At 39.8% G+C, this 13,243-nt stretch carries 10 protein-coding genes; 6 read left to right on the top strand and 4 right to left on the bottom strand.

The genetic code is table 11. The features are described 5' to 3' along the window. Nucleotides 1-95: 95 nt before the first annotated feature. Nucleotides 96-1,346 carry a DNA double-strand break repair nuclease NurA gene (locus B4U84_RS19305; RefSeq protein WP_131120144.1) on the bottom strand — a complete coding sequence of 417 codons (1,251 nt, stop codon included), beginning with the start codon at nucleotides 1,344-1,346 and terminating at the stop codon, nucleotides 96-98. A gap of 50 nt (nucleotides 1,347-1,396) precedes the next feature. Further along, a complete protein-coding gene (locus B4U84_RS19300; RefSeq protein WP_131120142.1) occupies nucleotides 1,397-3,277 on the bottom strand; it encodes an ABC transporter ATP-binding protein in 1,881 nt (626 codons plus the stop codon). A 78-nt stretch (nucleotides 3,278-3,355) separates the two neighbouring features. On the opposite strand from B4U84_RS19300, the gene B4U84_RS19295 reads away from it, so the two are divergent. The 5 genes from B4U84_RS19295 to B4U84_RS19270 all read left to right on the top strand — a co-directional run bounded on the left by B4U84_RS19295 (nucleotide 3,356) and on the right by B4U84_RS19270 (nucleotide 9,486). Continuing rightward, on the top strand, nucleotides 3,356-3,907 hold the full coding sequence (locus tag B4U84_RS19295; RefSeq protein ID WP_131120140.1) for a GNAT family N-acetyltransferase: 552 nt from the start codon (nucleotides 3,356-3,358) through the stop codon (nucleotides 3,905-3,907). 307 nt (nucleotides 3,908-4,214) lie between these two features. Next, nucleotides 4,215-4,745 (top strand): GNAT family N-acetyltransferase, encoded by a 531-nt coding sequence (locus B4U84_RS19285; RefSeq protein ID WP_131120136.1) that lies wholly within the window; start codon nucleotides 4,215-4,217, stop codon nucleotides 4,743-4,745. After that, nucleotides 4,732-5,715 (top strand): phosphotransferase enzyme family protein, encoded by a 984-nt coding sequence (locus B4U84_RS19280; protein ID WP_131120133.1) that lies wholly within the window; start codon nucleotides 4,732-4,734, stop codon nucleotides 5,713-5,715. Before B4U84_RS19285 ends, B4U84_RS19280 begins: the two co-directional genes overlap by 14 nt. Before the next feature lie 313 nt (nucleotides 5,716-6,028). Further along, nucleotides 6,029-7,429: a magnesium transporter gene (gene mgtE, locus B4U84_RS19275; protein ID WP_017310772.1), complete on the top strand. Its 1,401-nt coding sequence runs from the start codon at nucleotides 6,029-6,031 to the stop codon at nucleotides 7,427-7,429. Nucleotides 7,430-7,767: 338 nt separating this feature from the next. Further along, nucleotides 7,768-9,486, top strand: coding sequence for a N,N-dimethylformamidase beta subunit family domain-containing protein (locus B4U84_RS19270; RefSeq protein ID WP_242677666.1), 1,719 nt, complete (start codon nucleotides 7,768-7,770; stop codon nucleotides 9,484-9,486). 202 nt (nucleotides 9,487-9,688) lie between these two features. Here the strand turns inward: B4U84_RS19270 and B4U84_RS19265 are convergent, their stop codons facing one another. Together B4U84_RS19265 and B4U84_RS19260 are read right to left on the bottom strand one after the other, a co-directional pair. Further along, nucleotides 9,689-9,946 carry a hypothetical protein gene (locus B4U84_RS19265; protein WP_017310771.1) on the bottom strand — a complete coding sequence of 86 codons (258 nt, stop codon included), beginning with the start codon at nucleotides 9,944-9,946 and terminating at the stop codon, nucleotides 9,689-9,691. Nucleotides 9,947-10,108: 162 nt separating this feature from the next. Then, complete coding sequence (locus B4U84_RS19260; RefSeq protein ID WP_131120131.1) at nucleotides 10,109-10,969, bottom strand: SDR family oxidoreductase; 861 nt, start codon at nucleotides 10,967-10,969, stop codon at nucleotides 10,109-10,111. 646 nt (nucleotides 10,970-11,615) lie between these two features. On the opposite strand from B4U84_RS19260, the gene B4U84_RS19255 reads away from it, so the two are divergent. Then, complete coding sequence (locus B4U84_RS19255) at nucleotides 11,616-13,223, top strand: peptide ligase PGM1-related protein (protein WP_131120129.1); 1,608 nt, start codon at nucleotides 11,616-11,618, stop codon at nucleotides 13,221-13,223. The last annotated feature ends 20 nt before the right edge of the window (nucleotides 13,224-13,243 follow it).

Here is a 13,243-nt window from a genome sequence, read left to right as displayed (position 1 = left end):
TTTGGATTTTGGATTTTGGATTGTAATATTTTATTCTGGTTGTATTTTAAGCAAGCCAAAAAGACCATTGTACAGATGCGATTTTCCTCGCATCTCTAAGCAATACTTCCTCTTTTTCTTGCTTCTTTATAAGAAATTCCCACATTTTTTATACCAGCTTTGATCATTTGTCGTTCTAATAAAGCAAAGAAACGCGCTTTATCTGCACCACGTACGACTGCTTGATTGTGTGCTTCAGCTATTGCTACAGGATAGCCATATCCTTTTTGCACTTGCGCCAACATTAATCCCAGTGCTTCATCAAATAAAGATGTGTTTCTTACTACCCATGCAGGTATTTCTATCCGAGCAATTTCGGCTCCAACATGAACATAACAAAAGTAAATTTGTAAATCTTCGTATAAGTCTAGGATACGGGCATTACTGCGCCACAACGGCCCACGTTGTCCGGGTTTGAGTTGCGTTGTCCAAACAGTTGTATCCCGTAGTGATTCAAACAATTTACAAGCAACTTTTTCCGTTTGATTTGGGCAAAAACTCATACAATCAGGCGCAGGATGGGGACAAGCCACAAGCCGTAAAAAGTTCATTGCTTCAATGCTGCGAGATGCACTCAGATAACCCATCAGAGGAATTTGGGCATCTCGCATTTGCCGCCAAGCTTGCAGAATTGGGGGTAAGATGCGATCGCGTGCATCAAAAGGTAATTGTTCCAAAAACCAGTAAATTAACGAACCATCCACCATGGCGAGGGTAGGGATTTTTGAGGATGGGGGAGTAATGTAGAGACGCGATTCATCGCGTCTAGAAGTGTGGGAAGAAAATACTTCTTGATCTTTTGAAACAACACTACAGGCTAATTCTGCTAATACTGTCGCTTCGCTAGCGGTGCGACAAAAACTCATCCATTCTTCAGTTTTAATACCCCATTGACGGGAAATATATAAGTCCTCTGGACGATAAAATATCTCCGGTAAACTATCTAGAAGTGGGTGTTTATTTTGACCATAATGTAAAACAACTCTGCCAATATTGAGCAGATAACAGTAGGCTATTTCATGATGGCTAGGGCTAATTTGGGAACCATCAGTGGCGATCACAGTATGAACTTTCGGCGGAACAGGGATTTCAATACAAGTGTTGAGTGGTTCAACAGGAGTAGCACTAACAAACATAATGCGATCGCGCCATTTTTCCTGTTTTTGGACAAACTCTTCTTGGCGCTCGCAAGCGCTGAGAAAATGTTGTTGAGCTAATTCTAAACGTAGGCGACTGGCAGCAGCTTCTTGTGTAAGATGCTGACTCAAACCCTGCATTTGTCCTGTCAGTTTGGTCAGGTCAAGCATAAGAATTTTTGGGGATTGGGGATTGGGGATCGGGGACCCCTACAGTACAATTATGTTCCTAACATTTGTAAGTTGTGTAAGGTAGCATAAAGTCCTCCTAGTTGCAGTAACTGTTCGTGATTTCCCTGTTCGATTAATTCTCCGCGTTTGAGGACAAAAATCCGATTTACGTTGCGAATTGTGGATAGGCGGTGAGCGATAATAATTGCTGTTCGTCCAATCAATAGCTGGTTTAAAGCTTGTTGAATTAATGCTTCTGTTCCTACATCCAGGCTAGCAGTGGCTTCATCTAAAACTAAAATTTGGGGATTGCGAATAGCTGCACGGGCGAAGGCTAATAGTTGCTTTTGACCACTAGAAATGTTTGTACCCCTCTCTCGCAGCTGGGTATCATACCCTTGGGGAAGTTCTTCGATAAATTGAGCAATGTTGGTTTTCTCTGCTGCTTGTCGTACTTCCTCAAAAGAATAACCATCAGCCAAGGTAATATTGCTTTTGACATCGCCAGCAAATAAGAAACCTTCTTGTAAAATTACTGCCATGTAACGGCGTAGTTCGGCTTGGGGTAATTCTCTAATATCTATACCATCAACTAAAATACGTCCTTTGCTGGGTTCGTAGAGACGACATAAAAGACGGATGATAGTAGTTTTACCAGCACCAGTGGGACCGACTAAGGCAATTTTCTCGCCGGGATGAATTGTGAAATCTAAATCTTTAATCACATAATCATCTTCTTTATAACCAAACCAAACATGTTCAAATTTGATTTCTCCTAGTAGTGGTTTGGGATGTTCAGTTTCAGATTCAAGATGGTCAACTATTTCGTCAATATATCCAAATTGGACATCCAAAACTGATACTCTGGGATTAGCGCGATCGCGGATTTCGATGGGTTCATCCAAAATATCAGAAACACGTTCAATAGCAGTGAAGCCTGATTGAATGACTGTAAACTTTTCGGCAAATTGCTGTAGAGGCTGGAATAGCCTTTCAGCATACAATATAAATGAAGATAAAGTTCCAAAAGTCAAGTTTTTTTGCAAAAGTAAATAACCACCAGCCCACAAAACAGCTGCGATCGCCACCAAGGAAATCCATTCTAATGTTGCAGATACAGCTGTATCATGAAAAATAGTTTTATCTACCTCTTTGACATAACGTTTATTGCTTTTGCGAAACAACTCAGCATTAAATTGTTCTCGGCGGAAGAGTTGTACAACATTAATACCAACAATATTTTCTTGTAGTTGGGAATTTAAAATTGAAAGCTCTTCTCTAGATTTGTAATTAGCTTTGCGGTACTGTTGTTGAAAATAAATGATTAAACCTGATACAGGTATTAGCATCAACAACAACATCAAAGCGAGTTCCCACTGGATCGAAAACATAAAACCGAGAATCACCAGCATGGAGAACAAATCAGATACAATACCAATTGCCCCCGTTGCAAAGACATCTCCTAACACTTCTACATCGCTGGTGAGTCTAGTAATTAATTTACCTACAGGTGTGCGGTCAAAAAAGCGCACTGCTAAAGAAGTAACATGCCCAAATAAATCTTGGCGAATATCAGCAGTGATTTGTTGTCCTACTTTTTGGACTAAATAACCTTGAAAGCTTGTAAATACCAATCTAATAATTACCGTAACAACTAACAATCCTTCCAAAAGGTGTAAAGCTGACCAGAAGGGAAGATTACGTAGAAACTCGTAGGTACTCGGTTCTTTGCGAATCAGAGAAATAATTTGTCCGATTAACAATGGTTGGACAGCATTAGCCAAAGTTACTGGCACAAGTAATAATAATGATAGTGCAAGCGATCGCACATGCCGACGACCATAGGGTATCAATCGCAAAAATAACCGCCAGTCGTTTTCACGTTGACGGTATTGTGAGTGAGATTTTTTTCGAGGTATAGAGATACTCATAATAGGAAAATTATATTAATTTTTACAATACTATAAGCAAATTTTTTTAATATAGTGTTTGCGTTCCTACACGTCACCATGCTAAAGATTGAAACCAGGGGATTGCTACTCCGACCGTATATCCTTGATGATGTCGATGAAGCAGCAGTAATTTTGAGCAATCCAGAAGTGATGAAATATTCTCCTAGAGGACCCATTCCCAAAGATAAAGTCAAAGATGTCACACAACAAATTTTAGAATTTTTTATTCAGCATTGGAAACAACACGGCTTTGGAGTTTGGGCTGTAGTAGACAAAGCTACAAATAAATTGATAGGTCATTGCGGATTAAATTTTTTACCAAACAGTCCTGAAGTAGAAGTTCTTTATCGTTTGGATCAAGCTTACTGGTATCAAGGTATCGCTACAGAAGCAACAAAAGCCAGTTTGAGGTATGGTTTTGAAGAGGTCAAGTTAGATAAAATTGTTGCAATTACAGCACCAGAACATACTGCTTCCCGCCGTGTGATGGAAAAAGCCGGATTAAAGTATGAAAAAGATGCCCATTTCTATAATTTAGATGTTGTGTATTATGCTCTGACACGAGCAGCTTGGCAACCCGATGAATCTAGTTATACTTTAATATCTTAGGACTTACGCACTATACAAATTGGCTATTATGTATGATTGGTTCAAAAACAAGTGCGTTCGTTCACAACACAAGTGCGTTCGTTCACAACACAAGTGCGTTCGTTCACAACACAAGTGGATTCGTTCACAACACAAGTGAATTCGTTCACAACACAAGTGGATTCGTTCACAACACAAGTGGATTCGTTCACAACACAAGTCCGTAGCGATCGCCTGAGTAAGGTTAAGATCGATAATACTCCCAGACAACCAAATATCTTTATGCACATAATAGACAATCTGTACAGTGCGTAAGTTCTATATATTCATGAATTTGCTACATACTGACCGTCTGGATTTACGACCATGCCAACTTGAGGATCTTGACTCTGTACACGAGTTATGGTGTGATGCAGAGATTCGGCGATTTCTCTTTGATGACCGCGAAATCTCCCGTGAAGAAGCCCAAGCCTTTATCGAAGCCAGTATCGCCAGCTTCAGCGATCACGGTTACGGAATTTGGTTATTTTTTGACAATCACAGCCACCAGATAGCTGGGTTTACAGGATTACTCCAGTTTACCGAAGAATTACCTAGTTTAATTTTTGGTGTCCGACCCCAGTTATGGGGACATGGCTATGCAACCGAAGCTACTTTAGCTGTGCTTGATTATGCATTTGTAAACTTAGGTATTAAATATATAGTTGCAGATGTCGATGAGCCGAACGATCGCTCAATTCGCGTCTTGGATAAAATAGGCATGTCTCAGACAAAAAGAGCCATAGTTAACGAAAGACCCTTGCTTTACTACGAGATTTATGCCCCTAACAGGAAAAATATAAATAATGGCAGAGATTAACGCCTACGAACGCATTGCGGAAGCTGCCCTTAATCAATATGCTGTAGTTCAGCGAGAACTTCGGTTTTTGGGTCATAGTGGAAACGTGACCTTTTATGTGGAAACACCAGAAGAAAAATTCCTCCTCCGTATCCACCAATCATTTTCAGGCTTACAGGATGATATATGGCAAAGACCAGATATTATCGAATCAGAACTTTTGTGGCTTGACGCCTTGGGTCATCAGACCAACATCATAGTGCAACAGCCAGTGCAAAATTTAGAGGGTAGATGGATAACACAAGTTTTAGCCAATGATACCCAAGATGTTTTTTATTGCTCCTTGCTACGTTGGATTGATGGCTACATCTGTGATACTGATCGAACACCACAACAAGCTCACCAGATCGGCTTATTAATAGCTCAACTGCATCATCACAGCAGTCAGTGGAAATTCCCACACAATTTTGTACGTCCAATATTTGATGAAAATCGTTTGCGTGCAGCACTATCAGCATTTTACCCAGCAGTGTCTTATGGCTTAGTTTCACCAGAGCATTATGGAATGCTGACACAAGCAACCCAAAAGATTGAAAGCATGATGAAAACACTAGGTCAAGCCCAAGATATTTGGGGATTAATTCATGCAGATTTACATGACGGCAACTATCTATTTTACAACGAACAAATTCGACCAATTGATTTCGCTCGTTGTGGTTTTGGATACTACCTTTATGATATTGCTGAGTCACTTCAATATTTACTTCCTCAAGTGAGATCCTCATTTTTTGAAGGTTATCAAACTATTCGTAAGTTACCTGAGAATTACTTACAAATAGTAGAGGGATTCTTTGTCATGGCAATCATATATAATTATTCCTTTCATCTGAATAATCCCAAAGAACATAAATGGATTGCAGATGATGTTCAACATATTGCTAAGAAGCACCTGTATAAATATCTTGTAGGTGAGTCGTTTTTGCTTAATTAGGTAGACTCGCAAAGCCCAGATCCCCGACTTCCCATGAGTTGTCTGGAGCAAATGATTTAAGAGTAGTAGTCTTGACACGCCAATACACTGTATTTTACGCAACTAGAGGTATTGACGGTTTTTGTCAAACCTGAAAATATGCAAGTTAAATGGTTCGAGGATAAAAAACTATAAAAATCTAGATAAAAACTTTACATCCACAGTAGCCCAAAACAGAAAAAAATAATAAATTTGTTTTTTCCAATCTCCACTTTCCCCTCGACTAGGGGTAGCCTGATTCAAATTGGATTATCCCATCACCTTGATTGTTATTATGCAAACCCCAAACAATACGTCTCCTGTTCTCCCAGATTTGTCACGCAGGGAATTGCGGGATTTAGTGCGAGCGCAATTACAAAGTTTATTGGAAGTTGGGGACTTGCGTGGAGCTAAAGCCATTTTAGTACCTGTACAACCTGTAGATATTGCTGAAGCTATAGAAGGATTACCAGAAGCAATGCACGCGATCGCTTTTCGGTTACTTTCTAAAGATGAAGCGATCGAAGTATACGAATATCTTGATTACACTGTGCAAGAACGATTGATTGAGGAACTCCGAAGTCAGGAAGTCCGCGAGATTGTTGAGCAAATGTCACCGGATGATCGAGCCAAGTTATTTGATGAGTTACCAGCAAAAATTGTCAAGCGTTTGTTAGAACAACTTAGTCCCGCAGAAAAAGAATCTACAGCTCAACTTTTGGGTTACGAAGCTGGTACTGCTGGGCGAATTATGACTCAAGAGTTGATCTCTCTCAAAGAAAATTTTACAGCGGCGGAAACTCTAGAGCGGATTCGCACCTTAGCTAATGCTAGCGAGATGATTTACTATCTTTACGTTACAGATGCAGCTAGGCGTTTAACTGGAATTTTATCGCTGCGCGAGTTGGTCACAGCTCAACCACAACAAACTATTGGCGAAATCATGACTCGCGATGTACTGTCTGTCCATACGGACACAGATCAAGAAGAAGTAGCTAGATTGATCCAAAGATACGACTTTTTGGCTGTTCCTGTGGTAGACCGGGAAGATCGTCTTGTGGGTATTATTACCGTTGATGATGTAATTGACATTATCCAACAGGAAACCACCGAGGATATTTACGCTGTGGGTGGTGGTGTCCAGTCTGACGGCGATAGTTATTTTCAGTCAAATTTGCTGACTATTGCTCGTAAGCGGGTAGTATGGTTATTTGTCTTGCTGATCACCAACACCATTACAGGCACAATTATTAAATCTCAAGAAGATATTTTACAAAAAGTTGTGGTGCTAGCGGCGTTTATTCCCTTGTTGACGGGTACTGGTGGTAATGTCGGCGCTCAATCTTCCACGGTAGTTATTCGCGGGATGAATACCGACGAAATCCGCGCCCTTGGCCCTTTGCAAGTGGTTGTTCGGGAAGCTTTGGCGGGTGTGTTGCTGGGAGTCATGCTAGGTGCGATCGCCACGATCTGGGCTTTTTTATTACAAAAGAATTTACAAGTAGCGATCGCAGTTGGTACTAGCCTAGTAGCAATTTCCGTTCTCGCTTCTGTTTCCGGTTCCGCACTCCCGTTTTTGTTTCGCTTCTTGCGTTTAGACCCAGCATTGATGTCTGCACCGTTTATAACTACAGCAGTGGATGTACTAGGTGTATTAATTTACTTTGGTTTAGCAAAAACGATCTTAAATGCATGAGTGCCATTAGTTTGCTGTTTGCTGTGTATAAGGCGTGAAATTAATCCGGCGATCGTTTAAAATAAAATGTATTTATTTACACTATATAAATAGTAAAAGATACTAAGTACTTAGATCCCCGACTTCTTAAAGAAGTCGGGGATCTTTGCTATAGCTGTAGCCGTTTTGATTAGGACATTGAAATCGGTATAACCAACTGGAGAATATTGGAATCTACGTCCTAACTTACCTGGCTATAGCTATATATAGGATTCCTAATATTTAGTGAAATTTGTGAATACTGGTATAAATTTGATAAAAAATGACACAATCAAGTTGGTCAAACTTGAGTAATCAAAATGACAGCGAATATAATTGTTTTGATAAAAAAGCTAAATAACACAATAAAATTGCTAGCAGTAGCACTTTTAATTTTGATAGTTACTCTATTGATTTTTCCAGATCCTAACCAAGCCGTTGATATAAATATACCTAAATACCATCGTAAAAATCCCATTGTCGTTGAAAATTTAAAAATAGGTACAACCCATTGGCAGCTAACAAATCCTGCTACTAAGCGAGAAATAGAAGGTTATGCTTCGCTTACAAGTGTAAATCGTGGTGAAGAAATCAAGTTTTTTGTTAATACAAAAGAGCCAACTTATACAATTGAAATTTTTCGTATGGGTTGGTATGGAAACACGGGAGGACGACAAATCATCCCTATCATTAAGCGCAAAGGAGTCAAACAGCCACCACCAATAGTAGATCAGACAACTGGTTTAATTGAATGTGATTGGACAGATCCCTACGTATTAAAAATTTCCAATAACTCAGATAATCCTACTTTGTGGACAAGTGGTATTTATTTAGCAAAACTAACAGCTGGGATTAGTGGTAAACAAAGCTACATTATTTTTGTTGTCCGTGATGACAGTCGCCCCTCTGATATCCTGTTTCAATCGAGTGTGACAACATATCAGGCCTATAACAACTGGGGTGGAATGTCCTTATATCGATGGAACAGTCGTGGTAAACAAGCATATAAAGTTTCTTTTAATCGTCCCTATGCTGCTAGTCCTAACCGTGCAGCTGCTTATGGAGTGGGAGCAGGAGAGTTTTTGACTAACTTTCAACCCAAGAGAAGAACTTCTAGCGCTGGCTGGGAATATAACATGGTGCGGTGGTTAGAACGTCAAGGCTACGATGTCACCTATTCTACTGATATTGATACCCATGAAAATCATTTAGATCCCTACACCAGCAAGCCAATCCTACTATTGCACAAAGCATTTCTATCTGTAGGTCATGATGAATATTGGTCATGGCAAATGCGACAAAATGTAGAAGCAGCTAGAGATGCTGGTGTGAGTTTAGGCTTTTTTTCCTCCAATACTTGTTATTGGCAAATTCGCTTAGAACCCAGCCAAACAACGGGAACTAGTAATCGTACCATTGTTACTTATAAAGAAAATGCTGCTTTAGATCCTTATGCTAGAGATAAATATCCAAATAATGATTATTTAGTAACTACTGTTTGGCGCAAAAAGCCTGTAAATCTTCCAGAAGATGCTCTGATTGGAGTCATGTACCAAACATTTCAAGTGAACGCGGACATACTTATTAATCACACAGCACCAAGTTGGTTACTTACCGATACGCAATTAATGCAAAATCACAACCAAGCATCTGTCACTAGGAATCTTCAATCATCTAACAAACAAATCCGCTTAGAAGGACTTTTGGGTTATGAAGTCGATAGGATGTTTGGTAATGCTCCATATAATACAATTCGTGTTGCTCATTCACCCTATCGTTACGGGGGTGGGATTCGATATGCAGATATGACAGTCTATACCACAGATTCTGGCGCCACAGTTTTTGCAACTGGGTCTATGCAGTGGAGTTGGGGACTTGATGATTACAACGTTCCTCAATTGCGTCCTTCAGTTTTAAACGCTGATGCTCAAATCATCACGCGCAACGTTTTAGCCCAAATGTTAAAGCAGGGAATGGGGAATGGGGAACAGGGAACAGGGAACGGGGAACAGGGAACAGTTATAGAAAAAGGCTACTGATCATTGACTGATAACTGATAAGTACTTAAAAAAAATTAATTACACAAATTAATTACACAAATAGTTTTTCAGTTCCCGATCCCCGATCCCCGTTACCCCTTCGCCCCTGATCCCCACTCCCTTGGGGGGAGTGGGGGCCCCGAGTTCCCCAGAGGGGGCCCCACCTTAAGCGATCCCTATCTCCACCAATCATACTTAACAGTTAAAGTTGTGAATCACTGTCAGGGGCGACAATTTCACCTTCACCTAAATTCAGAACTAAGTCCTGATCGACAATCAGATCAGTGAGTTCCTTAGCTTGCAAATTCATTTCTTCACAAGCTTTTCTTAATTCCTGTGCAAAGGTATTTAAATCATTACCATAACCACATTGATAAGCGGCGGTTTCAATTCCCTGTTTGGCATTTGCTCTTGCACAATCTACTAAATCAGTACCATGTAAACGTGTTTTAGATGACATAATAAGCAGCTTTTTTTGATTTCAATTTGTTTGCCATATTATCAATCTCTCAAAGCTAACTCATCTCTCAAATGAAAGGTAAAAGTAGGTTTGTAGTAAGGAATTTAGTCCTTTATCAGCGCTTAAGCGCTCACTACGAGCTTTCTGGCAAACTACTAGTGTTTAACCATTTACAACCGTACCACCGTTAGGATGCAAAACTTGACCAGTTATATAAGAAGCATCATCTGATGCTAGAAATACATAACTAGGTGCTATTTCTTCTGGTTGTCCTGCTCGTTGCATTGGTACTTGTTTTCCAAAATTTGCTACTTTCTCTTCTGGGAAGGTAGCTGGTATCAAAGGTGTCCAAATTGGACCAGGAGCTACAGCATTAACACGAATACCTTTTTCTACCAAATTTTGTGACAGAGAACGAGTAAAGGCAACAATTGCACCTTTTGTAGAAGAATAATCAAGTAATTCTTGGCTACCTTTGTAAGCTGTCACAGAAGTAGTATTGATGATATTGCTACCTTCTTTAAGGTACTTGAGTGCAGCTTTAGTTAAGAAAAACATTGAAAAAATATTAGTGCGGAAAGTTCGCTCTAGTTGTTCTTTACTAATATCTTCTATACTTTTTTGAGGATGTTGTTCCGCAGCATTATTGACAAGAATATCGAGTTTACCAAATTCATCTACCGTTTGTTGGATAGCCTGCTGACAAAAGTTTTCATCTCCAACATCACCAGAGATAGTAAATGCTTTTCGTCCTTGTGCTTCTACCAAATGTTTAGTTTCTTTAGCATCATCATGTTCGTTGAGATAAGCGATCGCCACATCTGCACCTTCTTTTGCAAAGGCGATCGCCACAGCGCGACCAATACCACTATCTCCACCAGTAATCAACGCTACCTTATTTTTTAATTTGCCACTTCCCTGATACTGAGGATCATCCGCTTGGGGTTTAGGTGTCATTTCTGACTCAATACCCGGCTGTTGTGCTTGTTGTTGTGGTGGTTGTAATGGTTTTTCTTTTGGCATATATTTCTCCTTGAATGTACGATTGTTTACTCCTAGTAACTCTTCCTTAAAAACTAACCTTGGATCGAATCTTCAATCCAAGGTTTAGTTTTGACAACTGCACCCTGTTACTATAAGCAAGCTTAAAATTTTTAATTGATAAAAATATAAATTTTTGTCTATCAGTTGCTGCTATAACAAAATTATGTAAACAAAAAAGCTTTCCCTCACACCAAAAGTATGCTCCTTGTCAAATAACTTTGCTACACAAATCTGCCTTGATTAAAAAATCGCTCCTCTTAGTAAATAAATTAACTGTTAAGTCTAGGCAATTTATCATTCTCAAGATATAAACAAAAATAAAAATATATCAATCTTAAGAAGTAAAGTGAGTTCAGAAAAATTATTTCTACTAAGTACTACTTTGGCAAGAAAATTAACTCTTGTTTTTTAGCCGTGATTAATGGATGATTCACTATATATTGATCCCGATGACAAAAAACCAATTTTTCACTGAAATTTTTATGCAACTTCGTAAAATTTCAGTAACAAATGAACTAATTTCTAAGAAGTGTTGCATACAGTCGGCATTGGTTTATTACTTAGGATATATGTGAAATTAGGAAATCTCGCTGAGGGAACAAAGTAGGAGCGCAGGGGTAAAATTATGCAAACATTAAACTTTTCTCATATAGAGCAAACTGACCCATTCAAATTTCTTCAGTTAACTTTGCGCGATCGCTGGCAAAGTATTGAAGGACCTACCGAAAGTAGTGATGTAGATATATTGGTTATTCCCTCTCTTAGTATTGATCAGCGAGAACTTAAAAAAGTAGAAGGTTACGAACACTATGAAGAGCGATTATTATTCTCACTGATTCGTTTGTGGAATCCCCGCAATCGATTAATTTATGTCACATCTGTGCCGTTACATCCTAGTATTATCGACTATTATTTACAACTTTTACCAGGCATACCCTTTTCCCATGCTCGCAATCGTTTGCTATTACTTTCAACCTATGATTCTTCCTTAAAACCCCTCAGTCAAAAAATTTTAGAACGTCCCCGGTTGTTGTATCGCATTCGTAAAGCTTTAAGGATTGACAAATCATTTATGATTTGCTATAATTCAACCCCATTAGAAGCAGAATTATCTGTCAAATTAAATGTGCCATTGTATGCTCCTGCGCCAGACTTGCAGATTTGGGGAACAAAAAGTGGTAGCCGTCAAATATTTGCAGAAACGGCCGTGCCATATCCAGATGGTAGTGAATTAGTTCACAGTGTTGCTGATTTGGAAGAAGCTGCTGTGCAATTATGGGAACGCCAGCCGACATTAAAAAGAATGGTTGTCAAGCTCAATGAAGGTTTTTCAGGAGAAGGAAATGCGCTGTTAGACTTAAGACCAGTGGCGGATGTCGCACCTCCTAATGGTTCTCATGCTGAACGTTTAGCAGCGATTAGCGATCGCCTGCCAAAAATGGGTTTTCAAACTAGCCAAGAGACATGGGAAAACTTTTCCGGACGGATTAGTGAATTAGGCGCAATAGTAGAAGCATTTGTGGAGGGTGAAGTAAAGCGATCGCCCAGTGTCCAAGGACGGATCACACCTCTAGGCGAAGTGGAAATCCTTTCTACCCATGACCAAATTCTTGGTGGTCCAGACGGACAGGTTTATCTTGGTTGTCGATTTCCTGCGGATGAAGCCTATCGTGTCCAACTACAATTATTAGGAACAAAAATTGGCATGAAATTGGCAGAAAAAGGCGCACTCGAACGATTTGGAGTCGATTTTATCGCCGTTGAGCAAGACAATGGACAATGGGATCTCCAAGCAATAGAAATTAACTTGCGTAAAGGCGGAACCACCCATCCCTTTATGACCTTAAAGTTATTAACCAACGGACGTTACGACTTTTCTACAGGCTTGTTTTACTCCCAGCAAGGACGTCCCAAATACTACATCGCCACCGACAACCTGCAAAAAGACCGTTATCGAGGACTCTTACCAAACGACTTAATGGACATCATCGCCCATCACAGGCTGCACTTTGACACCGGCACAGAAACAGGTACAGTTTTTCATTTGATGGGTTGTCTGTCCCAGTTTGGTAAGCTAGGCTTAACCAGCATCGGCGATTCTCCTCAACAAGCAGACGAAATATATAATAAAGTCGTTAAAGTCTTAGATGAAGAAACCCATAGCAACAATCAAGACTATTCCTCCCTCTTAGAACACACTTTTCCCATGGCTTGGGATGGGTTTAGTTGTTAGGGAAAGGGGAAAGGGGATTG

It is taken from the genome of Westiellopsis prolifica IICB1 (genome assembly GCF_004323185.1).
Lineage (GTDB): Bacteria > Cyanobacteriota > Cyanobacteriia > Cyanobacteriales > Nostocaceae > Pelatocladus > Pelatocladus prolificus_A.
Note: the sequence above shows the minus strand (reverse complement) of the source record. Positions and strands in the feature narration are given on the sequence as shown.